The sequence below is a fragment of the Pseudomonas sp. B6002 genome (genome assembly GCF_013385985.1).
Taxonomy (GTDB): domain Bacteria; phylum Pseudomonadota; class Gammaproteobacteria; order Pseudomonadales; family Pseudomonadaceae; genus Aquipseudomonas.
In genome coordinates this window covers 36,703-60,497 of sequence record NZ_JACAOY010000015.1, presented here as the reverse complement: position 1 = coordinate 60,497, position 23,795 = coordinate 36,703, and the positions used below count along the sequence as shown (strand labels likewise).

The window sequence follows — 23,795 nt, the reverse complement described above, 5'->3', positions numbered from 1 at the left end:
GGCCTCATCGCCGGCAAGCCGGCTCCTACAGTTTTGTATTGTGTAGGTCAGGTAAGCAGAATGCCCATGGCAGGTCAGGTGTTGCCCGGTACATTCGGCCAAAGATCCGCCACTAGGAACAGCCGTTCCGCCTCTTCCCAATCCTCACTCACCTGAACCATCCTCACCAGCAACTGCGCCGGCGCCATGGGGTCCAGGTCTGCCAACCAACCTTGCATGTGCTCCTCACTCCAGACTTCATCCCCCGGGTAATGCGCCGGTGCCAGCCAGGCATGGCGGGGCAGGGGTTGCCAGCGGCCGGGCGCGCTGGCGCTGACAAACGCACGCCAATCCCGCTGATGCAGCCAGCGGCCACGCAAGTGCTGTGGGTGGGCGCCGTTCGGTGATTCCGCCAATCCAGGCCAGGGGTAGAGCAAATAGCCGCCCAGCCACAAATGCGCATCGAACTGCTGGATATCCAACGCCGCCAGCGCTTCACGGCTTTCAGGCCGCGCGGATATCGGCAGTTGGTGCTGGGCCAGATGGGCCAGCTTGCGGTCCAGTCGGTCATGGCAACCGGGGCCCAGCCACAGGGCCGCGTCCCTGCCGTTGCCGTCTTGTGGGCCCAGGTACAGCTTGATCGCCAGTTCCAGGTGATGCACGCCATCGCGATCACGAATCAGCATATCCAGCTCGCCCAGGGTATGACCGGCGCGGCGGATCGGCAGGTTGGCGGCGATCAGCTCCACCCCCGGCGCATGCTGCACCGCAAATTGCCACAGCCGCTCGTAATAAAGGCCCAGGCGCCGGGTGCGTGCCTGGCTCAGCCACTGCTGCAACGCGCTGCTGTCTTGATCAAGTGTGCGTAACCAGTGTTCGAGAAGATGGGGCGTCTGCACCCAGTCGCTGCCGGCCAGCGGGTGGCGTTGCGGCCACGGCGTCTGCGCCAGCATCGGCGGAGCGAGCATCACCCACGCCAGGTCGCGCACCTCCGGGTGGCGCAGTTGGCGGGGCAGGTTGTGCAGATCGGGGAACACAGTCATGGTCCGAGCATAGCCTTTTACGTGCGGTGCAGGTGGCTGAGAACCGTTGTCATCAAGGCCTGACGGCGACAAAGGGTTTTGCCTGACGCGGCCTTTCGCCCATAATCGTTCTTTTTTGCCACACCCCAAATCCCGCAGGAGCCCCATGGAGCAATTTCGCAATATCGGCATTATCGGTCGCCTGGGCAGTACCCAGGTGTTGGACACCGTCCGCCGGCTGAAAAAATTCCTGCTGGAACGCCACCTGCATGTGATCCTCGAAGACACCATCGCCGAGATTCTCCCCGGCCACGGCCTGCAAACCTCGTCGCGCAAGATGCTCGGCGAAGTGTGTGACATGGTGATTGTGGTCGGCGGCGACGGCAGCCTGCTTGGCGCCGCCCGCGCCCTGGCGCGGCATAACGTGCCGGTACTGGGGATCAACCGGGGCAGCCTGGGGTTTCTGACCGATATCCGCCCGGATGAGCTGGAAGTCGAAGTGGCCAAGGTGCTCGACGGCCATTACCTGGTGGAAAACCGCTTCCTGCTGCAAGCCGAAGTGCGTCGCCACGGCGAAGCCATCGGCCAGGGTGACGCGCTGAACGACGTGGTGCTGCACCCGGGCAAATCCACGCGCATGATCGAGTTCGAGCTGTATATCGACGGCCAGTTCGTGTGCAGCCAAAAGGCTGACGGCCTGATCGTCGCCACGCCTACCGGTTCCACGGCGTATGCGCTGTCGGCGGGTGGCCCGATCATGCATCCCAAGCTTGATGCCATTGTGATCGTGCCGATGTACCCCCATATGTTGTCCAGCCGGCCGATTGTGGTCGACGGCAACAGCGAGCTGAAAATCGTGGTGTCCAAAGACATGCAGATCTACCCGCAGGTGTCCTGCGACGGGCAGAACCATTTCACTTGTGCCCCCGGTGACACCATCACCGTGAGCAAAAAGGCGCAGAAGTTGCGGTTGATCCACCCGCTGGATCACAACTACTACGAAGTGTGCCGCACCAAGCTGGGCTGGGGCAGCCGCTTGGGGGGTGGAGGCGACTGATGCTCGATCCCGCGCGTAGCTACGACCTGATTGGTGACGTGCACGGTTGCGCTCATACCCTTGAGCACTTGCTCGACCAGTTGGGCTACCACAAGATCGGCGGCGTCTGGCGGCACCCGTCGCGCATGGCGGTGTTCCTCGGCGATATCATCGACCGTGGCCCGCGCATCCGCGAGGCGCTGCATATCGTCCATGACATGGTCGAGGCCGGCCAGGCGCTGTGCATCATGGGCAACCATGAATTCAATGCACTGGGTTGGACCACGCCTGCGCCGCCGGGCAGTGGCAAGCAGTTCGTGCGCGAGCACAACCCACGGCATGCGCGGTTGATCCACGAAACCCTGACTCAGTTCGAGCAGCACCCGGGCGACTGGCATGACTTCCTCGGCTGGTTCTACGACATGCCGCTGTTTGTCGACGCCGGGCGTTTCCGCGTGGTGCACGCGTGCTGGGACGACGGTTTTATCCAGCCTTTGCGCGCCACCTTCCCGGACGGCTGCATCGACCAGCACTTCCTGCAGGCCGCCGCGGTGCCGGGCAGTTTTGCCTGCAACGCCTTCGACCGCCTGCTGCGCGGCACCGACATGCGCCTGCCGGATGGCCTGACGCTGACCGGTGGCGATGGCCTGACGCGCTCGTTCTTCCGCACCAAGTTCTGGGAAGACGACCCGAAGACCTACGGCGACATCGTGTTCCAACCCGACGCGCTGCCCGAGCCGGTGGCCCGTACGCCGTTGTCGTCCACACAAAAGAATTCCTTGCTGCGCTACGGCGTGGACGAACCGTTGTTGTTCGTCGGCCACTACTGGCGCAGCGGCAAGCCGGCACCGATTCGCGAGAACCTGGCCTGCCTGGACTACAGCGCCGTGCTGTACGGCAAGCTGGTGGCGTATCGCCTGGACCAGGAAACCCAATTGGATCCGCGTAAATTTGTATGGGTCGACGTTGAGCGCCCCGAGGTTATCTCATGAGTACCGTAGCTGTATTGCGCTTGCCCCTGAGCGTCGACCTGGGCGGTTTCGTCAAGTTGCTGCAACGCATGCAGGTACCCCATCGCGTCAGCGAAGAAGCCGGGGAGCAGGTGCTGTGGGTGCCCGAAACCATCAGTGATGATGTGCGCGTGCTGTATCAGCGCTTTCCTGCCGGCGACCCGGACCAGCAACTGGATATTCCCGAACAGTTCCAGGCGCCGCAGACCCGCCCCAGTTTCGCCCAGCAATTGCGCATGAGCCCCGTGACCGCGCTGGTACTGTTGGCGAGCATCATCGTGGGTGCGGTGACGTTGCTCGGTGAAAACCTGCAGACCATGGGTTGGCTGACCTTCCTGCCGTTTCGCGTGCTGGGTGAGTACATCCAGTTCACACCGCTGGCCGACAGCCTGGCGTCGGGGCAGTGGTGGCGGCTGGTCACGCCGATGCTGATTCACTTTGGCATCCTGCACCTGGCCATGAACGGCATGTGGTACTGGGAACTGGGCCGGCGCATCGAAGTGCGCCAGGGCAGCATCAACCTGCTTGGCCTGACCTTGCTGTTCAGCCTGGTCTCCAATTACGCGCAATACGCCTATGGCGGCCCGAGCCTGTTTGGCGGGTTGTCCGGCGTGTTGTATGGTCTGCTTGGGCATTGCTGGATTTTCCAGTTGTTATCGCCTAACCCGGCTTATCGTCTGCCCCGTGGCGTGCTGGCGATGATGCTGATCTGGCTGGTGCTCTGCATGTCGGGGCTGATCTCGATGATCGGCTTCGGCGAAATCGCCAACGCGGCGCATGTGAGCGGGTTGCTCATCGGTTGCCTGACGGGTTTGCTGGGCGGGCTGTACAACCGCCGCAAAGCCTCTATTTGATAAGGAAGAGCCTTATGTCCTCTTTTGCTGAAATGATCGAAAACATCACCCCGGATATCTACGAGAGCCTCAAGCTGGCCGTGGAAATCGGCAAGTGGTCCGATGGCCGCAAGCTCACCGCCGAACAGCGCGAGTTGTCCCTGCAGGCGGTGATTGCCTGGGAAATCCAGAACCTGCCGGAAGAAGAGCGCACCGGCTACATGGGCCCGCAGGAATGCGCGTCCAAGTCGGCGCCGGTGCCGAACATCCTGTTCAAGTCGGATGCGATCCATTGATTGAAATCGGTCGTGGTGCAGTCAGCAAGATGTCGGCGCAACTCGGTGAGCCGACCGTTCAATACGCGTTTCGCCTCGGCGAAACCGAGGTGCCGGTCAACCCCATGATCGGCACCCACGTGCGCCTGGAATACCTCGGCGCCATCCATTGCAGCCATTGCGGTCGCAAGACCAAGACCAGCTTCAGCCAGGGTTATTGCTACCCGTGCATGACCAAGCTGGCCCAGTGTGACCTGTGCATCATGAGCCCCGAGCGTTGCCACTACGACGCTGGCACGTGCCGTGATCCAGGCTGGGGCGAGAAGTTCTGCATGACCGATCACGTGGTCTACCTGGCCAACTCGTCGGGGATCAAGGTCGGCATCACCCGCGCCACCCAGTTGCCAACGCGTTGGCTGGACCAGGGCGCGAGCCAGGCGTTGCCGATCATGCGTGTGGCCACCCGCCAACAGTCCGGTTTCGTCGAAGACCTGTTCCGCAGCCAGGTGGCGGACAAGACCAACTGGCGCGCACTGCTCAAGGGCGATGCGCAGTCTGTCGACCTCAAGCAGGTGCGCGACGAGCTGTTCGCCTCGTGCGCCGAAGGCCTGCTGGGGTTGCAGGAGCGCTTTGGCCTGCAGGCGATCCAGCCGGTGACCGACCTGGAGCCGATCGAAATTCGCTACCCGGTGGAGCAGTACCCGGCCAAGATCGTCAGCTTCAACCTGGACAAGAACCCGATTGCCGAAGGCACGCTGCTGGGGATCAAGGGCCAGTACCTGATCTTCGACACCGGCGTTATCAACATTCGTAAGTACACGGCCTACCAGCTCGCCGTGCATCAGTAGAAGGATGCTATCCATGCGCACCGAACAACCGAAGATGATCTACCTGAAGGACTATCAGGCGCCGGACTACCTGATCGACGAGACGCACCTGACCTTCGAGTTGTTCGAGGACCACAGCCTGGTCCACGCGCAGCTGGTGATGCGCCGCAACCCGGCGCGTGGCGCAGGCTTGCCGCCGCTGGTGCTGGATGGCCAGCAGTTGGAGCTGTTGAGCGTGAACCTGGCCGACCAGGAACTGACGGCCGCTGACTACCAGTTGACCGACAGCCACCTGACAGTGCATCCGCAGAGTGAGACCTTTACCCTGGACACCACGGTAAAGATCCACCCGGAAACCAACACCGCGCTGGAAGGCTTGTACAAGTCCAGCGGCATGTTCTGCACCCAGTGCGAAGCCGAAGGGTTCCGCAAGATCACCTATTACCTCGACCGCCCGGACGTGATGAGCACCTTCACCACCACGGTGATCGCTGAGCAGCACAGCTACCCGGTGTTGCTGAGCAACGGCAACCCGATCGCCAGCGGCCCGGGCGAAGACGGCCGCCACTGGGCGACCTGGGAAGACCCGTTCAAGAAACCGGCGTACCTGTTTGCGTTGGTGGCCGGTGACTTGTGGTGCGTCGAAGACAGCTTCACCACCATGACCAACCGTACTGTGGCACTGCGCATCTACGTCGAGCCGGAAAACATCGACAAGTGCCAGCACGCCATGACCAGCCTGAAGAAATCCATGCGCTGGGACGAAGAAACCTACGGCCGTGAGTACGACCTCGACATCTTCATGATCGTCGCGGTGAACGACTTCAACATGGGCGCCATGGAGAACAAGGGCCTCAATATCTTCAACTCCAGCGCCGTACTGGCCCGCGCCGAAACCGCCACCGACGCCGCGCACCAGCGCGTCGAGGCGATCGTCGCCCACGAATACTTCCACAACTGGTCGGGCAACCGCGTGACCTGCCGCGACTGGTTCCAGCTGTCGCTCAAGGAAGGTTTCACCGTGTTCCGTGATTCGGGCTTCTCTGCCGACATGAACTCGGCCACGGTCAAGCGTATCCAGGACGTGGCGTACCTGCGTACCCACCAGTTCGCCGAAGACGCCGGCCCGATGGCCCACGCGGTGCGCCCGGACAGCTTCATCGAGATCTCCAACTTCTACACCCTCACCGTGTATGAAAAGGGCTCGGAAGTGGTCGGCATGATCCACACCTTGCTCGGCGCCGAAGGCTTCCGCAAAGGCAGCGACCTGTACTTCGAGCGTCACGACGGCCAGGCGGTGACCTGCGACGATTTCATCAAGGCCATGGAAGACGCCAACGGCGCCGACCTGAGTCAGTTCAAGCGCTGGTACAGCCAGGCGGGTACGCCGCGTCTGGCGGTGAGCGAGTCCTATGACGCTGCGGCCAAGACCTACAGCCTGACCTTCCGCCAGAGCTGCCCGGAAACGCCGGACAAAGTGGAAAAACTGCCGTTCGTGATTCCCGTCGAACTGGGCTTGCTGGACGGCAAGGGCGCGGGTATTGCCTTGCGCCTGGCCGGTGAAGCGGCGGCGGGTGGCACGTCCCGTGTGATCTCCGTGACCGAGGCCGAGCAGACCTTCACTTTCGTCGACATCGTCGAACAGCCGTTGCCGTCGTTGCTGCGAGGCTTCTCGGCACCGGTGAAGCTGAGCTTCCCGTACAACCGCGACCAACTGATGTTCCTGATGCAGCACGACAGCGATGGCTTCAACCGCTGGGATGCGGGCCAGCAACTGTCGGTGCAAGTGTTGCAGGAGCTGATCGGCCACCATCAGGCCGGCCAGCCGCTGAAGCTGGACCAGCGCCTGATCGACGCATTGCGCACGGTGCTCAGTGATGAGTCGCTGGACCAGGCGATGGTTGCCGAAATGCTCTCGCTGCCGAGCGAAGCCTACCTCACCGAAATCAGCGAAGTGGCGGATGTAGAAGCGATTCATACCGCCCGCGAGTTCGCCCGCAAGCAATTGGCCGATCAGCTGTTCGAAGGCTTGTGGCTGCGTTACCAGGCCAATCGCGAACTGTCGAAGACGACCCCGTACGTGGCCGCTGCCGAGCACTTTGCCCGTCGCGCCTTGCAGAACATCGCGCTGTCTTACCTGATGCTCAGTGGCAAGCCTGAAGTGTTGGCCGCCACCCTGGATCAGTTCGACACCAGCGACAACATGACCGAGCGCCTGACGGCACTGGCGGTGCTGGTGAATTCGCCGTTCGAGACGGAAAAAGCCCAGGCCCTGGCGGTATTTGCCGAGAACTTCAAGGACAACCCGCTGGTCATGGACCAATGGTTCAGCGTGCAGGCCGGCAGTGTGTTGCCGGGCGGGCTGGCGCGGGTCAAGGCGTTGATGGAGCACCCAGCGTTCAACATCAAGAACCCGAACAAGGTACGGGCACTGGTGGGCGCATTTGCCGGGCAGAACCTGATCAACTTCCATGCGGCCGATGGCTCGGGTTATCGCTTCCTGGCGGACCTGGTGATCCAGCTGAACGGGTTCAATCCGCAGATCGCCTCGCGCCAACTGGCGCCGCTGACCCGCTGGCGCAAATACGACGCTGCGCGCCAGGCCTTGATGAAGGCCGAACTGGAGCGCATTCGTGGCTCGGGTGAGCTGTCCAGCGATGTGTTTGAGGTGGTCAGCAAGAGCCTTGCCTAAGCATTCCGTGTAATGAAAAACGGCCCGTTCGGGCCGTTTTTTTTGCCTCAAATAACCGGTGGCCGTGGGGTGTCCAGCAGGTTGTCGACCGGGAAACGCTCGGCGATGATGCCGTGGGGTACGCCCAGTGGGATCGCGCTGGCGGTATCCAGGCGCGCCACCTGCTCGGCGGATAACACCACATTCAGGGCGCCGAGGGTGGCGTCCAGCTGGGCGCGGGTGCGTGAGCCGAGGATCGGAATCAGCGCGGTGGTGGAGCGTCGGGCCTTCTCGCGCAGCCAGGCGATGGCGACGTGGGTGGGCGTGGCGTCCAGCTCGGCGGCCACTGCCAGCAGGGTGTCGAGCACGGCCGTTTCCCGGGCACTTTTTTCGGCGTGGATCAGCATGCCGAGTTTGTTGGCGCGGTTATCGCCCTGGCTTTCACGGTACTTGCCGGTCAGAAAACCGCCTCCCAGTGGCGACCACAGCGTGGCAGCCAGACCCAGGGCTTCGGCCATCGGCAGCAATTCGCGGTCGGCGGTGCGTTCGGCGAGGCTGTATTCCACCTGGATGCCGATGATCGGAGAAAAGTTGCGCACTTCCGCCAGCAGGTCGGCGCGGGCAATGCGCCAGGCGGGGAAGTTGGACAGGCCGGCGTAGTGGATCTTACCTGCGCGCACCAAGTCGTCGAAGCCGCGCAGGATCTCTTCCATGGGCGTGACGTTGTCGCTCATGTGCGCCCAGAGCAGGTCGATGTGGTCGGTGTTCAGGCGCTTGAGGCTCTCTTCGACGGCGCGCACCATGTTCTTGCGGTTGTTGCCGAGCTTGATGGTGTCGGCATCGGCCGGTTGGGTGCGCAGGGTGTATTTGGTGGCGACCACCAGGTTGTCACGCTCGGAGGCGATAAACTCGCCCAGCAATACTTCCGCCTGGCCGAACTGGTAGCCGTTGGCGGTATCGAGGAAGTTGCCGCCGGCCTCAAGGTAGCCATCGAACATCTGTTTGGCTTCGTCACGCTCGGCGCCATGCCCCCAGCCTGTACCAAAATTCCCCGTGCCCAGTGCCAGTTCCGAGACCTGCAGACCGCTGCGGCGGCCAAAAACTTTGTTGCGCATACACACTCCTTGACGCTCAGGTGTTGTTTAAATGTTTGGTGACATTTAAATAATATGATCGCGGTAATTTATTCGGTCAAGGGGCTTTTTTGCTGCTGACATTTTTTGACAGGGCGCTCTGATAAGCTGCGACACGTTTTTCTTCTCGGCGGGATCACCGTGTCACGTACTACACGATTGCTGACGTTGCTCCAGGCCCTGCGCGGCAAAAAACGCCCGGTGACGGCCGCCGTATTGGCCGAACAACTGGAAGTGTCCGAGCGCACGCTGTACCGCGACATTGCCGAGTTGACCGCCCTGGGTGCGCCGATCTTCGGTGAGGCCGGGGTAGGGTACGTGTTGCGCAGTGGGCTGTTCCTGCCGCCATTGATGCTGAACGCCGAGGAAACCGAGGCCATCGTGCTCGGCTTGCGCTATGTGGACCAACGCGGCGATGACGTGCTGAGCCGTGCCGCCGCGAATGCGCTGGCGAAGATCGCCGATGTGCTTGATCCCGCCGCCCAGGAAGCCCTGCGCAACCCGACGTTGCTGCCCGGCCCGCCCGGTTTTGGCTACCCGGAAAACCGCGTGCCGCTCAACGTTTTCCGCGAAGCCATTCGCAACCAGTCCAAGCTGCATATCGATTATGCCGACGCCAGCCAATCCCAGAGCCAGCGCCTGGTGTGGCCGTTGGCCCTGGGCTTTCTCAATGAGGTGCGTGTGATTGTGGCCTGGTGTGAATTGCGCGGTGCCTATCGCACCTTTCGCACCGACCGGGTGGCCGCCGCCGACGCTACCGGTGAGCGCTACCCGGGGCGGCGCAGCGACCTGCTGCGGGGCTGGCGCAAGCTGATGGAACAGCAGCAGAACGGCCCCTTTACTCCTGACAAAAACTGACACAACCCTGGCTTAGCATGGCGTCATAAATCATCAAAAAGGAGCAATGCCATGTCCCTTCCCGAATTGGCCCCGGCCATCGTGGCCTATATAGCGGCGACCAATAAACGCGACACCTCAGCCATTGCCCAGTGTTTTGCCGACGATGCCAATGTGTTCGACGAGGGCGAGCATCAGGTCGGTACAGCCGCCATTGCACGCTGGATGGAGGACACGGGCCGCCGTTACCAGCCACGGGTTGAAGTGCTCAACGTGCAGCATCGCACCGGCAAAGTGTTGGTCAGCAACGTGGTCTCCGGCAATTTTCCCGGCAGCCCGCTGGAGTTGCGCTACACCTTTCGCCTGAACGAGCAGGGCAAGATTTCGCGACTGGACATCTCCCTGTAAGCCATACTGGCGCCCATGACTTTTGACTCCCCGCTCGCCGCTTACCAACACGCCATGACCCAGCAGGGCTTCGTTGCCGACGACGCCCAGCGTCGGGCGGTGCAGGCCCTGCAAGCCTGTCATGAGGCCTTGCACCAAGGGCGCTCACCGATCAACGGGGTTTACCTGTGGGGGCCGGTGGGGCGGGGCAAGACCTGGTTGATGGACCAGTTCTACCAAAGCCTGCGGGTGCCCGCGCGGCGTCAGCACTTTCATCACTTCATGGGTTGGGTGCACCAGCGTTCGTTCCAGCTCACGGGCATTTCGGATCCGCTGCAGGCGTTGGCTCGCGAGCTGAGCCAGGAAGTGCGCGTGCTGTGTTTCGATGAGTTGTTCGTCAACGACATCGGCGATGCAATCATCCTCGGCCGCTTGTTCCAGGTGATGTTCGACGAAGGCGTAGTGATGGTCTGTACCTCCAACCAACCGCCTGTCCAGCTGTACGCCGATGGCTTCAACCGCGAGCGCTTCCTGCCGGGGATCGCGGCCATCAAGCAGCATATGCAGGTAGTGGCGGTCGACGGTGATGAAGACCACCGCCTGCATCCGGGGCTGGGCGTGCAGCGTTATTGGGTGAACGGCCCGGACGCTCTCGCCACGGTATTCCAGCAACTGACCCAAGGCCAGGCTGTGAGCAGCGGGCCGGTCACTGTCGGCTATCGCACGATCACGGTTGTGCAGGCCAGCGACTCAGTGCTGTGGTGCCGTTACGCCGACCTGTGCGAGCAACCCTTGGCGGCCATGGACTTCATGTTGGTGTGTGACCGGTTCAAGGCGATCTTGTTGGGGGAAGTGCCCAACCTGAGTGCGCAAAAACGCCCGGGCCGGATTGCCCGGGGTACCGAGGACGGCGCCCAGCGAGTGGTGGCTGGCGACCGTGAACTGCCGGAGCTGTCGGTGCACGATGATAGCGTGCGACGTTTTATTGCGTTGGTGGACGAGTGTTATGACCGCAAGGTACCGCTGTTCATCGAGGCCAGGGTCGAGCTGGAAAAACTCTATACCGAAGGCTATCTGGAGTTTGCGTTCCGGCGCACCTTGAGCCGCCTGCAAGAGATGCAGCTACAGCGCTTCGGGGCCTCGGAAAAGTCGATTTGAACTGCACAATGTGCTTTTTTGATACGCCCAGCTTTCGCACTTTCTGACGGCTATTTGTAGTTAATCTCCTTCATCTACTGCCGACTCCACGCTTACAATCGTGCCCCTTCAAGGGAACCGACTCCCTGGTTGTCGTTATCGAGGAAGGCAATGGACACCCCAGACATTCTGGTGCTGCAAGCCAGCTACACCAACACTGTGCACGCCGATGCTATCGGGCTGGTGCTCAACCACTATGCAGAAGACCCCATGGGTGGCGGCCATGCCTTGCCGGCTGACCTGTTACAGCAATTACCCGCTGAATTGGCCAAGCGCCCCCATGCATTCAGCGTGCTGGCGTTTGTCGGCGGTGAGCCGGCTGGGTTGATCAATTGCTTCGAGGGGTTTTCCACCTTCGCTTGTCGCCCGCTGGTCAACGTCCACGATGTGGTGGTGATGGATAAATTTCGTGGCCTGGGGCTGAGCCAGAAGATGTTGCAGAAGGTCGAGGAAATCGCCCGTCAACGCGGTTGCTGCAAGATCACCCTGGAAGTGCTGGAGGGTAATGAGGTGGCTCAGGCCGCTTATCGTAAGTTTGGTTTCGATGATTCCAAGTTTGATCCCGCCTACGGCCGCATGTTGTTCTGGAATAAGCCGCTTTAATGAATAACACTCAAAAAAAAGGCGCCACTTAGTGGCGCCAAGTAGACCTTAGCCATAGGAGCGGAATGGCAGAGGGTAGTGCGGTTAAATCAGGAGTTCGGTTGTTGCTCGGTGCTGGATTGATCTGCACTGTCTTTTTTCATGCTCTTGCCATCGGCGATGGCCGTTTGATCGGTAGTGCCGTGAAGCTTCTGCTGAACGAAGGTGAAGTTGTTGTAGAACTCCTTCGAGCGCTCTGAGCCGCCTTCTGCAAAGGCGGCGACGGAGGTCAGGGTCATCAGGCTGGCGAGCATCAAGGTAGAGAGTTTCATGGCAGTGTTCCCATTAAGAGTGATCGGTATCCGCTCTGTCCTTGATCAGATTCATGGGGCGATTGTGGGGTGACCTTATTAAGTGGGAATTAACGCACACGCACCCGGAAGTTAACGATTTCGTTAACTTCCGGTCGTGGGGTTAAAGCCTCCAATCCAGTGCAAGCGTGACGGAGCGCGGTTCTCCCCAATACACGCCATTGTAAAAACCGACGCGCTCGTAATATTTTTTATCAAATAGGTTATTAACGTTAAGCGATGCCGATAAGTGCTCGTCAAATTGATAGCGCGACATCAGGTTGACCACGGTGTAAGCCTGCTGGGTGATCTTGGTGGACTCGGTGAGCAGGTAGCCATCGGCGTCGCGACCACCGACAGGGCGCTCGGCAAAATCATAGAAGTCGCTCTGCCAGTTCACTGCGCCACCCACTGTCAATGCACGCCATTCTCCCGGCAGGCGGTAAGCGGTGGAGACCTTCAACAGGTTCAACGGCAGGGCGGTGTTGGCGCGCGTGTTATCGCCGTTGCGCGAGTGGGTGTAGGTGTAGCCCGCCGTGAGGTTCCAGTCCTGCATGACTTCCCCTGACACCTCGGCTTCAAACCCTTGCACCTTGGTGCCTTTGCCGCCGGATTTGTAGAACTGCTCCCCGGTGTCCGGGTCCGGTTGTACGGTGCTGTCGAGTTCGGCAACGTTGTCCTGGGTGCTCCAGAAGAACGCAGTGGCCAGGTTCACGCGTTCGTTGAGCAGGCTGCCCTTGAGACCAACCTCGTAGTTGCTGCCCACCACCGGTTCCAGATACTTGCGGTTGGCATCGCGCTCGTCCTGCGGGTTGAAGATATCGGTGTAGCTGGCGTACACGGTGTACTCGGGCGTGATGTCGTAGAGCAGGCCCGCATAGGGCGTGAGCATGTCGTTGTGGGTCTGGCGGGTCTTGGTGGATTGGATCAATTGGTTGCTGCTGTTGTACGCGGGCTCGACGCTTTCGATCTCCCAACTGCCATAACGGCTGCCCAGCACGGCATGCAGGCGCTCGGTCAGGCTCAGGCGGGTGGCGAGGTAGCCCGCTTTCTGGGTCTTGCTGCTGTGTGCGCCCTTGAGGCCGGTGGTGCGGTCGGCGAAATTGCCGATGCCGCTCATGTGCCGCCAGTCTTCGATGGTCAGGTAGCCGGCGGGCAGGCCGTTGCGCTGGTACGGGGCGCTGTCGCGCTGTTCGGACTCGCCGTAGCCCACCATCAGTTCATGTTCGCGCCCGAGCAGCGCGTAGGTGCCGGTGAGGCTGAAGTCTGCCACGTCCATTTTCGAGGTGCCCACCATCTGGCTGGCCCAGGCGGTCATTCCGCTGCCATCCGGGTTGGGGAACCCGGCGCCGCCGTAGTAGACCTTGCCGTCGGTGTCGCTTTGCCGGTGGGTGTAGGCGGCTTTCAAGCGCCAGTCCGGGGACAGCCGGTGGTCGATCGACGCAAAGGTGGTCTTGTCCTTGAGCGGCCAGGAACTCCAGTCAGCCGCCATGTTGGCCGAACGTGATAGCCGCGCCTTGCTGCCGTCGCTGTTCCAGTAGGGCAGGGTGCCCCACGAGGTGCCTTGCACATGCTTGTTCTGGTAGTCGAAGCCTACAGCCAGCACGGTGTCGTCTGTCAGGTCGCCTTCAAGAATGCCGTAGCCCACTTCCCGTTGCAGCGCATAGTTGTCGCGAAACGATTGGCTGTCCCGGTACGCCAGCACCGTACGCCCGCGCAGTCGCCCGTCAAAGGCCAGGGGGCCACCCACATCCACGTAGCTGTAATAGTTGTCATGGCTGGCACCGCTCACGCCGGTCTTGGCCTGCCACTGTGCGGTGGGGCGCTTGCGGATCATGTTGACCGTGGCCGATGGGTCGCCGGCGCCGGTGGTCAGGCCGGTGGCGCCTCGCACCACCTCAATGCGGTCGTAGATGATGGTGTCGGCATCCGACTTCATGCGCCCAAAGGTGCTGAGCATGCCGTCGACCTGGTAGTTGCTGATCGAATAGCCCCGGGAAGAGTAGCCGGCGCGGTCCGAATCCAGGTGCTGGACGGTGACCCCGGTGGTCTGGCGCAGCACGTCGGTCAGGGTATTGAGGTTGAAATCGTCCATCTGCTGGCGGGTGATCACCGAGACGGATTGCGGGGTTTCCTTGAGGGACAGGTTCAAGCGCGTGGCGGTGTTCATGGAGCCTGTGGTGTAGGCCCCGGTGTGCTCGGTGATGGCGCCCAGGCCTTCGGCGGTGATGTTGGTGCTGCCCAGCTCCAGCGCTTTGGCCGGGGCGTGTTCAGGGTCGGTTTCGGCCAGCAGGTCCGGGCTCAGCAGGGCGCCGGCCAGGCTCAGGGAGATCGTCATGGAACGGGTAAAAGGCGCGAACATCGCGGCAGACTCCTTGTCGTCTTTGCGGCCTTCCAGGAAAGAAAGGCCTTGGCTCAAAGACGAAAGGAGGCGTGGAACTTTAGGTTTAAACGAGAATGATTGTTATCTTTCTGTTACCAAACGCCGCGGTTACTTGAGGACGACTTCTGATGTATCAGTCTTCTTCGGCTTGATCAGACTGAAATCGATCAGGCCTTTCTGCTGGCGTTCATAAGGGTTGCCGATCATCAGCGGTCGCGGCTTGAAGCTGTCGTTGACCAGGCTCTTGCTGCGGTCCCATTCATCGAAGCTCAGCCCGGCCAGGTCGGCCCAAGTGTGGATCAATTGCGAGCTGCTGTAAGGGCGCTGCAAATCGCTGGCAAAGCTCCAGTCATGGGTTTCGCGCCATTTCGGCGATGCGTAGGCCATGAACGGAATGGTGTACATCGGCGCCGTTGGTTTGCCTTCGTTACGCCCCAGGGTGCTGTGGCCCGCCGAGTCGTACACGTCTTCGCCGTGGTCGGACAGGTACAGCAGGAAGCCGTTGGGGTCGGTCTTGGCGTAATCCTTGATCAGGCTCGACACCACAAAGTCGTTGTACAGCACCGCGTTGTCATAGCTGTTGTACACCGGCAACTGCTCGTCGCTGATACCGGCTGGCACGCCCTGGCGGTCGGTGAACTTGTCGAAGGTCGGCGGGTAACGGTACTGGTAGCTCATGTGCGTACCCAGCAAGTGCACCACAATGAACTTGCGCTCGGCCGTGTCGGCCAGGGCTTTGGAGAACGGCTCGATGACATCGCCATCGTATTGGCGCGCGTTCTGGTTGCGGTTGTTGTTGAGGTACACCTGCTCGTCAGCCTGTTCGGAAAAGGTCGTGAGCATGGTGTTGCGCTTGGTCATGGTCTGCTGGTTGGTGATCCAGAACGTCTTGTAGCCGGCCTGCTTCATTACGCTGACGATCGACGGCGTCTTGAGGTACAGGTCCGGGTTTTCTTCGTCGGCGAAGGTCAACACCTGTTGCAGCGCCTCAATGGTGTAGGGGCGCGGGGTGATGACGTTGTCGAACACCGCCAGTTGGTCGCGCAGCTTGTCCAGTTCCGGCGTGGTGTTGCGCGGGTAGCCGTAGAGGCTCATGCGCTGGCGGTTGGTGGATTCGCCGATCACCAGTACCAGGGTCGACGGCTGGCCGGCCATGGTGTCCTTGAGGTTCTTCAGAGGCGGGATCTGGCTGGCGCTGGTCAGCATGCCTTGCATGTTGTCCAACTGTTCGGTGTAGCGGCGGTAGGCAACGATCATCTGCCAAGGCACGGCAGGTTCGATACGGGTTTCGAAGCGGTCGATGGCCTGTTCCATGGTGTCGCTGGTAGCGATCTGCTTGACCAGCGGGTAACCCACCACGGCCAAAACAATCGCTGCCGCCGCGAGCATAGACTGGCCGCGCGGCAAGTATACCGGGCGCAAGCGGCTCCACAGGAACACCGCCATGGCGGTATGGGCAATGAACGCCAGGACGATCCACCAAGCAAAATATTGGGTCGCGTACTCGCCGGCTTCAGAGATGTTCGACTCGAACATGATGAAGATGACGCTTTGCGAAAATTCCTGCTGGTAGATAAAGAAATAACCCAGGCTGGCCATGGAGCAGGCCCACAGCACCACGCCGATCAAGGCGGCGAGCAAACGGGTGCGGCGCGGGAACAACAGCATCGGCGCCAGCCACAACGCGCTCATGAAGAATGCTTGGCGAAAACCACTGAAGCCGGAAGTGCCGGTCAGTTGGATAAGCAGCTGGGTAATACCCGAGAAGTACCAGAAGAACAGGAACAGCCAGCCAAGGCCCGCCCAATCAAAACCTTTCGCAGACGTGGTGCTGCGTTTGAACATCGCCATCCAGCGCTCCAACCCAAAAATTCTCAGCTGACGCGCAAGGGTGCACGCAACAGAGGCCACCCTTGCATGGGGTGGCCCTTCGGGCAGGAGTATCGTGACAGGGGTGTGAAAACTTCGTGAGATTTATGTGGTGATTACCTTACAAACCTCTGACGGCGGGGTTTAGCAGAGTGCAGGCTGCGAACCGGAAGGCTGTTCGAGCTGGGCTTGCAGGTATGAGCGCAGGCGCATGACTTCCTGCTGCAGCTGATCGCGCTCGTCTTTCAACTGGCGCAACTCATCGCGACGGATAGTGACGTAGAGGGTCTGTGGCGGACGGGTCATCTGTGCAGTGGTCATTGCTTACCTCGCAAATAGCCGGTGTGTCGCGGTGTGCCAGAACGCTTGAGTCGAGGTTCTCGGCAGCAGTCGGAAGCAATTCTGAATTCTTTTTTGTGGCAATGGAACTTTTTTATTTTTGGCGGTCGTGTGACTTTTGATGCGGTGATGGTGAAACGATGGCAACTTTTTTGTCATGAAACTCCACGTATCCGCTCTGGACTAACCCTCATTAGCCTCATTGCGCTATAAACTATGTCACACATTTATTTGGCAGTTAGGAGCATCAGCACATGCAACTGGGGATTATCGGACTAGGCCGCATGGGCGGTAACATTGCGCGGCGCCTGATGCTCAATGGGCATACCACCGTTGTATACGACCGTAACGAGGCGTTTGTGAAAGGCCTGAGCGAAGAGGGCGCCACGGGCGTTTCCGACCTGAAAGCTCTGGTTGCCGGGCTGCAAAAGCCTCGCGCTGTCTGGGTCATGCTGCCCGCTGGCGCACCCACCGAAGACACCATCAATGAACTGAGCGAGCTGCTGGAAGACGGTGACGTGATCATCGACGGCGGCAACACCAACTATAAGGATGACGTGCGTCGCGGCAAGGCCCTGGCGCAAAAGGGCCTGCATTATGTCGACGTCGGCACCTCCGGTGGCGTGTGGGGCCTGGAGCGTGGCTACTGCATGATGATCGGTGGCGACACCGAGACCGTGCAGCGCCTCGACCCGATCTTCAAGAGCCTGGCACCAGGCCTGGGTAACATCCCGCGCACCAAGGACCGTTCCGCCAGCGCCGACCCTCGCGCCGAGCAAGGCTACATCCATGCTGGCCCAGCCGGTTCCGGGCACTTCGTCAAGATGATCCACAACGGCATCGAGTACGGGATGATGCAGGCGTTCGCCGAAGGCTTCGACATCCTCAAGACCAAGAACTCGGACAACCTGCCGGAAGACCAGCGCTTTGACCTTAACGTGGCCGACATCGCCGAAGTGTGGCGCCGTGGCAGCGTGGTCTCGTCCTGGCTGCTGGACCTGACCGCCGACGCCCTGGCCACCGACCCGAAACTCGACGGTTACTCCGGCTCCGTGGCTGACAGCGGTGAAGGCCGCTGGACCATCGAAGCGGCGATGGAGCAAGCGGTGCCGGTACCGGTGCTGTCCACCTCGCTGTTTGCCCGTTTCCGTTCGCGCCAGCAGAGCACCTACGGCGACAAAATGCTTTCTGCCATGCGCTTCGGCTTTGGCGGCCATGTGGAGACTTCCAAAAAATGACCGCCAACGGCAAGAAACCAGAGGCCGAACCCGCTCCGCCCACCACACTGTTTCTGTTTGGTGCCCATGGTGATCTTGTAAAGCGCCTGCTGATGCCGGCGCTGTACAACCTCAGCCGTGACGGGCTGCTGGGCGATGGCCTGCGCATTGTTGGCGTTGATCACAACGCCATCAGCGATGCCGACTTCGCCAAGAAGCTCGAAGACTTCATTCGCACCGAGGCCGCGAGCAAGGTACGCGGCAATGCCGAGAACGCCCTGGACCCGGAAATATGGGCGCAGTTGGCCAAAGGCATCAGCTACGTCGAAGGTGATTTCCTCGACGACAGCACCTATGTCGACATCGGCAAGAAAATCGCCGACAGCGGCACCGGCAATGCCGTGTTCTACCTGGCCACTGCACCGCGCTTCTTCAGTGAAGTGGTGCAGCGCCTGGGCAGCGCCGGCCTGCTGGCGGAAACCGAAGACGGCTTCCGTCGCGTGGTCATCGAAAAACCCTTCGGTTCCGACCTGGCCACCGCAGAGGCGCTCAACGCCTGCCTGCTCAAGGTGATGAGCGAGAAGCAGATCTACCGGATCGACCACTACCTGGGCAAGGAAACGGTGCAGAACATCCTGATCAGCCGTTTCTCCAACGTGTTGTTCGAGGCGTTCTGGAACAACCATTACATCGATCACGTGCAGATCACCGCCGCCGAAACCGTTGGCGTGGAAACCCGCGGCAACTTCTTCGAGAAGACCGGCACGCTGCGGGACATGGTGCCCAACCACCTGTTCCAATTGCTGGCCATGGTAGCGATGGAGCCGCCTGCGGCCTTTGGTGCCGATGCGGTGCGCGGTGAAAAGGCCAAGGTGGTCGGTGCAATCCGGCCATGGTCGCTGGAAGACGCCCGGGCAAACTCGGTGCGCGGCCAGTACACCGCGGGTGAAATCGGTGGCAAGCAACTGCCCGGTTACCGCGAAGAAGCCAACGTGGCGCCGGACAGCAGCACTGAGACGTTCGTGGCGCTCAAGGTGATGATCGACAACTGGCGCTGGGTCGGCGTGCCGTTCTACCTGCGCACCGGCAAGCGCATGAGCATCCGCGACACCGAAATCGTGATTTGCTTCAAGCCCGCGCCGTACGCACAGTTTCGCGATACCGATGTGGACGAGCTCAAGCCCACCTACCTGAAAATCCAGATCCAGCCCAATGAAGGCATGTGGTTCGACCTGCTGGCCAAAAAGCCTGGGCCGACCCTGGAAATGGCCAATATCGAGTTGGGTTTTGACTACAAGGACTTCTTCGAGATGCAACCGTCGACCGGGTACGAAACCCTGATCTACGACTGCATGACCGGCGACCAGACCCTGTTCCAGCGTGCCGACAACATCGAAAACGGCTGGCGTGCGGTGCAGCCGTTCCTCGATGCGTGGAAAGAAGACGACGGTATCCAGGCTTACAAGGCGGGTGAAGATGGCCCGGCGGCCGCTGATGCGTTGCTGGCCCGTGATGGCCGTACCTGGCACAGCCTCGGATGAGTGATGCAGCGATCCATCCCATCCGGTTTGTGCTGAGTGACATGGACGGCACCTTGCTGCATCCCGATCACACGCCCAGCCAGCGCACCCTCGACACGGTGCGCGCCCTGCGCGACGCCGGGGTGTTCTTCAGCCTGGCCAGCGGGCGACCGCCGCGTGCCATGTTGCAGATGGTCGAGGCGTTTGGCATCGATGTGCCGGTGGCGGGTTTCAATGGCGGCACCCTGATCAACCCCGACGGCAGCGTGCTCGTCGCCCATTACCTGCCGGCAGAAGCGGCGTTGGTGACGTTGGCGCTGTTTACACCGGAATCCGATGTGGAAGTCTGGCTGTTTGCTGATGGGGAATGGCTGCGCCGTGACCCACCTGGCCCGATGGTCAAGCGCGAAGCGGATGGCCTGGGGTACGGGCCGCGCGTGGTCGAGAGTTTCGAGCCGTACCTGGACCGCGTCGACAAGATCGTCGCGGCCAGCAACAACACGCAGTTGCTGGTCGAACTCGAAGCGCAGTTGCAACCCAAGGTGCAGGGCCTGGCCCAGGTGTCGCGTTCACAGCCGGTATATCTGGACGTGACCGCCATGCTGGCCAACAAGGGGGAGGCGCTGAAGACATTGGCGGCGCACCTTGGCGTGCCGCTTGAGCAAACCATGGCGATTGGGGATGGCGGCAATGACCCGGCGATGTTTCATGTGGCCGGATTGTCGATTGCCATGGGCCAAGCCGAAGAAACGGTTAAACGCCAAGCCAATGTTGTGACCGGCAGTAACGTCGAGGACGGCGCGGCAGAGGCCATCGAGCGTTTTATTCTCACTGCGCAATAAAATCCTTACGCACTAACACTGAACTTTCGCCCGTTTAATCCACGGGCGGAAGTTACAGTGCGGTATTACTTCGGCATGGCCCAGGACTGCAACTGATAGCCATCTTTGTCGAGTTCAGCGCGCGCCTGCAACAACAAACCTTCCAGTTGAGCCGGGTCGGTATAGTCGCTCGAAGACAGCTGTTTGCTGCCGATACGGGTATTGGTACGGTCGATAACGCTCAGGCTGAGGGCGCCATGGCCATCGTGCCAGGCCACGCACTGAAAGGGCTGGAAGGCACGGTCTGCGATCAAAAGAGCTTCGTTGATGCGGAGCGGGGCGTTCATGTTGGGTTCTCTCTCATTGCCCATTCAAGTGAGTGCCGTCGGTTGGGCTGACCGTGCGGCGGGTTACTTGTACTGATGCACGAAGGCAGGGTACGGGTCACATGTTAGTGTAAGAAATTTCGACTTTCCGTGACTGATGTCATGTAAGCGCCTGTTTTGAAAGCTGAATGAAAGTTTCGCCGATCCCTAACTTTTTTGTGTGAGAGTGCAGGGGTGTGGCTTTTTGCCAACACTTATAGCGAAACGGTACAAGGAAAGCGTCAAGACCTTGCTAGTGTTAGCGACAGGCGCCACAAACCGTTGTTTCTAAATAACTTTAACAATTTTGGCGCCAAGGAATAGTCATGGTTGTTACACCTGTGCAGCGCCGTCTGCTTGTGGTCGATCCTTGTGACGACTGCCATGAACTATTGCCAGGCCTGCGCACCGCCGGGTGGGAAGTGGACAGTTGCACCCTGGCCTCCGTCGGTGACCGTTCCTGTGATGTCGGACTGTTGCGCCTGCAGCCCTCGCACCTGGAACGCCCGGAAGCCGTCAAGGAGTTGATCGGGCGCAGTGGTACCGAGTGGATCGCCGTGCTCAGCCAGGACGTGCTGCGTCTGCAGAATGTCGGCGATTTTGTCTGCGAATGGTTTTTCGACTTCCACACTTTGCCGTTCGACGTGGCCCGGGTGCAGGTTACCCTGGGGCGCGCGTTCGGCATGGCACGCCTGCGGGGCAAGGGTTTTGCCCAGGTTGACGAGCCTGAACATGAACTGCTGGGCGATAGCCGACCGATTCGCGAATTGCGTAAATTGCTTTCCAAGCTCGCACCGACGGAATCCCCGGTGTTGATTCGCGGCGACAGTGGCACCGGTAAAGAGCTGGTGGCCAAAACCCTGCATCGCCAGTCTCAGCGCCATGCCAAGCCATTTGTCGCGATTAATTGCGGCGCCATTCCCGAGCACCTGATCCAGTCCGAACTGTTTGGCCACGAAAAAGGCGCGTTCACCGGCGCCCATCAACGCAAAGTCGGGCGTATCGAAGCGGCCCACGGTGGCACGTTGTTCCTCGATGAAATCGGTGATTTGCCGATGGAGCTGCAAGCCAACCTGTTGCGTTTTCTCCAGGAAAAACAGATCGAACGTGTCGGCGGCAGCCAGCCCATTCCCGTGGACGTGCGGGTGCTGGCCGCCACCCACGTCGACCTGGAGGCCGCCGTGGCCAAGGGCACTTTTCGCGAAGACTTGTACTACCGGCTCAATGTACTGCAAGTGATCACCGCACCCCTGCGTGAGCGCCATGGCGATGTGGCCATGCTGGCCAATCACTTCTCGCGCTTTTACAGCCAGGAAACCGGCCGCCGCCCGCGCAGCTTCAGTGAAGATGCCCTGGTGGCCATGGGGCAACACCCGTGGCCGGGCAATGTGCGCGAACTGGCCAACCGTGTACGCCGCGGCCTGGTGCTGGCCGAAGGTCGGCAGATCGAAGCCGTTGATCTGGGATTGCAGGGTGAACAGGCAATTGCGCCACCGATGGCTACACTGGAGGATTACAAGCACCGTGCCGAGCGTCAGGCACTGTGCGACGTGCTCAACCGGCACAGCGACAACCTGAGTGTCGCCGCCCGCGTGCTGGGGGTTTCCCGGCCGACGTTCTACCGGTTGCTGCACAAACACCAGATCCGCTAGGGCGGGTAAACCGAAAAGCCCCGCAACGACCCTTATCGTTGCGGGGCTTTTCCTTTTTGCTGCCGTTAATTGCGACCCTTAGGCAGCCATCGCCGGCAAGCCGGCTCCTACAGGGGAGCGCATTCAAACTGTAGGAGCCGGCTTGCCGGCGATGAGGCCCTCCATCACACCGCTAAAAGTAATAAGGGAACTTCAGGCTAAAGCTGAACGACGGCGCGTCCGGTGTAATCCCGATGGCCAAGTTCGGCACGATCGTCAGGTTGTCGGTGGCCGCGATCGTCATGCCGACGTTGAAATAGCCGGCGTTGGCATCGCTGGAAACCACCGACTGCCAATCGCCGCCATCCGGCTTGAGCTGGCTCTTGCGTTGCACCAGGTCCGACACCGAGAACGACATACTCATCTTCTCGTTGAGTGCAAAGGCCACGCCTGCACCGATCTGGAAGCTGTCACCCAGTTTGACCTTGCCCGGCACTTTCTGGCCGACGTTGGAGCTGATGTCGCTGAACGAGTCTTCCAAATTGTGGGTATAGGACAGCGAGCCGAACAGCACCGCCGGATCGAAGGTCTTGACCAGGGAGATCCCCGGCGTGATCGACCACACACCGTTGCCGGTCGGCAGGTTTTCCGGGACATACAGGTTGGTGTTGGTCGGCGACTGGACCAGCTTGATACCAAATGGATCCTCGCCGGTAGGCGCTTTCACCCGCACCGATACCACCGCATCCGGCAGGTTGACGCTTTCGTCGAGGAACTTGTAGGCAATGCCAAAGTTGACGTCACCAATGGTTGGGTCACGGGTCACCGACTGTTCGGAGGTGGCGGTGCCGCTGCCACCGTTGGCGCCGCCCGACTGATACGTCGACTCGCGGTAAACCACCGGCACGTTCACGTCGAACTGCCAACGGTTATCCAGGTTGTAGCGACCGGTGAGGTCCAGCGTCCAGTTATCCGACTTGATCCGGTCCAGGTTGATGTTGCCGAGGAAGATCGAATCGAGCGCCAGAAAACCGTTCAGCGTCAACTGACGGGCATCGTAGCGAGAATAGGTCACCCCGGTTTCAAAGCTGAACTTGCCGTTGCCGAAGAAACCGCTGGCTTCGTTGTACAAGTTGCTCACGCTCTGCGCGGGCGCCGAGTCATCCTTGAGCGACTGACCGTAGGATGCACCGCCGCCAGCCCCTCCCGAGGCGGCAGCTGCGCCAACCCCCGGCGTATTGCCGGCCACGGTGGTGCCACCTTTCTGGAAGTCGGCTGGCGACTTGGCCAGGCGTTTGGGCGGTGGTGCCGCTGGCTGATCCTCGACCTGCCGAACCCGTTGCTCCAATACCGCCAGTGCTTTCTGCTGAACTTCGTAGCGTTGCTTGAGTTCCAGCAGTTCCTGTTTCAGCGTTTCAATATCGGCGTCCGGCGCGGCATACAACATGGATGCCGGCAGGAGCGTACTCAAACAAACCACGGCACGTAGCGATAAAGATCGATGCATGAAG

The 23,795-nt window shown here is 60.7% G+C and carries 22 protein-coding genes; 14 read left to right on the top strand and 8 right to left on the bottom strand.

From position 1 onward, the window contains the following. Nucleotides 1-74: 74 nt before the first annotated feature. Complete coding sequence (locus HX792_RS20360; protein WP_176997782.1) at nt 75-1,022, bottom strand: DUF1853 family protein; 948 nt, start codon at nt 1,020-1,022, stop codon at nt 75-77. Nucleotides 1,023-1,167: 145 nt separating this feature from the next. Here HX792_RS20360 and HX792_RS20355 point away from each other — a divergent pair, with 145 nt between their 5' ends. From HX792_RS20355 to pepN, 6 genes are read left to right on the top strand one after another with little or no spacing between them, the layout of a single operon-like run. Beyond that, nucleotides 1,168-2,058, top strand: a complete 891-nt coding sequence (locus HX792_RS20355; protein WP_003217892.1) for an NAD(+) kinase — start codon at nt 1,168-1,170, stop codon at nt 2,056-2,058. After that, complete coding sequence (locus HX792_RS20350; RefSeq protein WP_371319376.1) at nt 2,055-3,029, top strand: metallophosphoesterase; 975 nt, start codon at nt 2,055-2,057, stop codon at nt 3,027-3,029. Before HX792_RS20355 ends, HX792_RS20350 begins: the two co-directional genes overlap by 4 nt. Further along, complete coding sequence (locus HX792_RS20345; RefSeq protein WP_176997780.1) at nt 3,026-3,901, top strand: rhomboid family intramembrane serine protease; 876 nt, start codon at nt 3,026-3,028, stop codon at nt 3,899-3,901. Before HX792_RS20350 ends, HX792_RS20345 begins: the two co-directional genes overlap by 4 nt. Before the next feature lie 14 nt (nt 3,902-3,915). Then, a complete protein-coding gene (locus HX792_RS20340) occupies nt 3,916-4,176 on the top strand; it encodes a YeaC family protein (RefSeq protein WP_176997779.1) in 261 nt (86 codons plus the stop codon). Beyond that, entirely contained in the window at nt 4,173-5,003 is an 831-nt protein-coding gene (locus tag HX792_RS20335) for a DUF2797 domain-containing protein (RefSeq protein WP_176997837.1), read from the top strand. The genes HX792_RS20340 and HX792_RS20335 overlap by 4 nt, the downstream gene beginning before the upstream one ends. A 13-nt stretch (nt 5,004-5,016) precedes the next feature. Beyond that, nucleotides 5,017-7,674 (top strand): aminopeptidase N, encoded by a 2,658-nt coding sequence (pepN, locus tag HX792_RS20330; RefSeq protein ID WP_176997778.1) that lies wholly within the window; start codon nt 5,017-5,019, stop codon nt 7,672-7,674. A 47-nt stretch (nt 7,675-7,721) separates the two neighbouring features. On the opposite strand, the gene HX792_RS20325 is transcribed toward pepN, so the two are convergent. Further along, a complete protein-coding gene (locus HX792_RS20325; RefSeq protein ID WP_176997777.1) occupies nt 7,722-8,768 on the bottom strand; it encodes an aldo/keto reductase in 1,047 nt (348 codons plus the stop codon). Nucleotides 8,769-8,927: 159 nt separating this feature from the next. On the opposite strand from HX792_RS20325, the gene HX792_RS20320 reads away from it, so the two are divergent. The 4 genes from HX792_RS20320 to HX792_RS20305 all read left to right on the top strand — a co-directional run bounded on the left by HX792_RS20320 (nt 8,928) and on the right by HX792_RS20305 (nt 11,810). Beyond that, a complete protein-coding gene (locus HX792_RS20320) occupies nt 8,928-9,644 on the top strand; it encodes a YafY family protein (RefSeq protein WP_176997776.1) in 717 nt (238 codons plus the stop codon). Between the two features lie 51 nt (nt 9,645-9,695). Continuing rightward, a complete protein-coding gene (locus HX792_RS20315) occupies nt 9,696-10,031 on the top strand; it encodes a nuclear transport factor 2 family protein (RefSeq protein WP_176997775.1) in 336 nt (111 codons plus the stop codon). 15 nt (nt 10,032-10,046) lie between these two features. Further along, complete coding sequence (gene zapE, locus HX792_RS20310) at nt 10,047-11,168, top strand: cell division protein ZapE (protein WP_176997774.1); 1,122 nt, start codon at nt 10,047-10,049, stop codon at nt 11,166-11,168. A gap of 150 nt (nt 11,169-11,318) precedes the next feature. Then, the gene (locus tag HX792_RS20305; protein WP_176997773.1) at nt 11,319-11,810 is read left to right on the top strand and encodes a GNAT family N-acetyltransferase; all 492 of its coding nucleotides are present in this window, start codon (nt 11,319-11,321) and stop codon (nt 11,808-11,810) included. Between the two features lie 89 nt (nt 11,811-11,899). Here the strand turns inward: HX792_RS20305 and HX792_RS20300 are convergent, their stop codons facing one another. From HX792_RS20300 to HX792_RS20285, 4 genes are all read right to left on the bottom strand, one after another. Continuing rightward, nucleotides 11,900-12,121, bottom strand: coding sequence for a hypothetical protein (locus HX792_RS20300; protein ID WP_176997772.1), 222 nt, complete (start codon nt 12,119-12,121; stop codon nt 11,900-11,902). Between the two features lie 142 nt (nt 12,122-12,263). Continuing rightward, the gene (locus HX792_RS20295) at nt 12,264-14,501 is read right to left on the bottom strand and encodes a TonB-dependent siderophore receptor (RefSeq protein WP_176997771.1); all 2,238 of its coding nucleotides are present in this window, start codon (nt 14,499-14,501) and stop codon (nt 12,264-12,266) included. Between the two features lie 129 nt (nt 14,502-14,630). Then, entirely contained in the window at nt 14,631-16,373 is a 1,743-nt protein-coding gene (locus tag HX792_RS20290; protein ID WP_176997770.1) for a phosphoethanolamine transferase CptA, read from the bottom strand. A gap of 162 nt (nt 16,374-16,535) precedes the next feature. Next, nucleotides 16,536-16,712, bottom strand: a complete 177-nt coding sequence (locus HX792_RS20285; RefSeq protein WP_176997732.1) for a DUF6026 family protein — start codon at nt 16,710-16,712, stop codon at nt 16,536-16,538. Between the two features lie 272 nt (nt 16,713-16,984). Between HX792_RS20285 and gnd the strand changes: the two genes are divergently transcribed. Genes gnd through HX792_RS20270 form a run of 3 tightly spaced genes read left to right on the top strand, consistent with a single transcriptional unit; the run spans nt 16,985 to nt 20,309 of the window. Next, complete coding sequence (gene gnd / locus HX792_RS20280; RefSeq protein WP_176997769.1) at nt 16,985-17,968, top strand: phosphogluconate dehydrogenase (NAD(+)-dependent, decarboxylating); 984 nt, start codon at nt 16,985-16,987, stop codon at nt 17,966-17,968. Then, nucleotides 17,965-19,488: a glucose-6-phosphate dehydrogenase gene (gene zwf, locus HX792_RS20275; RefSeq protein WP_176997768.1), complete on the top strand. Its 1,524-nt coding sequence runs from the start codon at nt 17,965-17,967 to the stop codon at nt 19,486-19,488. The genes gnd and zwf overlap by 4 nt, the downstream gene beginning before the upstream one ends. Next, on the top strand, nt 19,485-20,309 hold the full coding sequence (locus tag HX792_RS20270) for an HAD family hydrolase (RefSeq protein ID WP_176997767.1): 825 nt from the start codon (nt 19,485-19,487) through the stop codon (nt 20,307-20,309). The genes zwf and HX792_RS20270 overlap by 4 nt, the downstream gene beginning before the upstream one ends. A 65-nt stretch (nt 20,310-20,374) precedes the next feature. Here the strand turns inward: HX792_RS20270 and HX792_RS20265 are convergent, their stop codons facing one another. Then, on the bottom strand, nt 20,375-20,635 hold the full coding sequence (locus HX792_RS20265) for a hypothetical protein (protein ID WP_176997766.1): 261 nt from the start codon (nt 20,633-20,635) through the stop codon (nt 20,375-20,377). 344 nt (nt 20,636-20,979) lie between these two features. On the opposite strand from HX792_RS20265, the gene HX792_RS20260 reads away from it, so the two are divergent. Continuing rightward, on the top strand, nt 20,980-22,305 hold the full coding sequence (locus HX792_RS20260; protein WP_176997765.1) for a sigma-54 dependent transcriptional regulator: 1,326 nt from the start codon (nt 20,980-20,982) through the stop codon (nt 22,303-22,305). 172 nt (nt 22,306-22,477) lie between these two features. Here the strand turns inward: HX792_RS20260 and HX792_RS20255 are convergent, their stop codons facing one another. Beyond that, complete coding sequence (locus tag HX792_RS20255) at nt 22,478-23,791, bottom strand: hypothetical protein (RefSeq protein ID WP_176997764.1); 1,314 nt, start codon at nt 23,789-23,791, stop codon at nt 22,478-22,480. Between the last annotated feature and the right edge of the window lie 4 nt (nt 23,792-23,795).

Bases quoted from the DNA above. Each gene is read 5' to 3' on its own strand.
- HX792_RS20360 (WP_176997782.1), bottom strand. From the start codon at position 1,022: ATGACTGTGTTCCCCGATCTGCACAACCTGCCCCGCCAACTGCGCCAC.
- HX792_RS20355 (WP_003217892.1), top strand. From the start codon at position 1,168: ATGGAGCAATTTCGCAATATCGGCATTATCGGTCGCCTGGGCAGTACC.
- HX792_RS20345 (WP_176997780.1), top strand. From the start codon at position 3,026: ATGAGTACCGTAGCTGTATTGCGCTTGCCCCTGAGCGTCGACCTGGGC.
- HX792_RS20340 (WP_176997779.1), top strand. From the start codon at position 3,916: ATGTCCTCTTTTGCTGAAATGATCGAAAACATCACCCCGGATATCTAC.
- pepN (WP_176997778.1), top strand. From the start codon at position 5,017: ATGCGCACCGAACAACCGAAGATGATCTACCTGAAGGACTATCAGGCG.
- HX792_RS20325 (WP_176997777.1), bottom strand. From the start codon at position 8,768: ATGCGCAACAAAGTTTTTGGCCGCCGCAGCGGTCTGCAGGTCTCGGAA.
- HX792_RS20315 (WP_176997775.1), top strand. From the start codon at position 9,696: ATGTCCCTTCCCGAATTGGCCCCGGCCATCGTGGCCTATATAGCGGCG.
- zapE (WP_176997774.1), top strand. From the start codon at position 10,047: ATGACTTTTGACTCCCCGCTCGCCGCTTACCAACACGCCATGACCCAG.
- HX792_RS20305 (WP_176997773.1), top strand. From the start codon at position 11,319: ATGGACACCCCAGACATTCTGGTGCTGCAAGCCAGCTACACCAACACT.
- HX792_RS20300 (WP_176997772.1), bottom strand. From the start codon at position 12,121: ATGAAACTCTCTACCTTGATGCTCGCCAGCCTGATGACCCTGACCTCC.
- HX792_RS20295 (WP_176997771.1), bottom strand. From the start codon at position 14,501: ATGTTCGCGCCTTTTACCCGTTCCATGACGATCTCCCTGAGCCTGGCC.
- HX792_RS20290 (WP_176997770.1), bottom strand. From the start codon at position 16,373: ATGGCGATGTTCAAACGCAGCACCACGTCTGCGAAAGGTTTTGATTGG.
- HX792_RS20285 (WP_176997732.1), bottom strand. From the start codon at position 16,712: ATGACCACTGCACAGATGACCCGTCCGCCACAGACCCTCTACGTCACT.
- gnd (WP_176997769.1), top strand. From the start codon at position 16,985: ATGCAACTGGGGATTATCGGACTAGGCCGCATGGGCGGTAACATTGCG.
- zwf (WP_176997768.1), top strand. From the start codon at position 17,965: ATGACCGCCAACGGCAAGAAACCAGAGGCCGAACCCGCTCCGCCCACC.
- HX792_RS20270 (WP_176997767.1), top strand. From the start codon at position 19,485: ATGAGTGATGCAGCGATCCATCCCATCCGGTTTGTGCTGAGTGACATG.
- HX792_RS20265 (WP_176997766.1), bottom strand. From the start codon at position 20,635: ATGAACGCCCCGCTCCGCATCAACGAAGCTCTTTTGATCGCAGACCGT.
- HX792_RS20260 (WP_176997765.1), top strand. From the start codon at position 20,980: ATGGTTGTTACACCTGTGCAGCGCCGTCTGCTTGTGGTCGATCCTTGT.
- HX792_RS20255 (WP_176997764.1), bottom strand. From the start codon at position 23,791: ATGCATCGATCTTTATCGCTACGTGCCGTGGTTTGTTTGAGTACGCTC.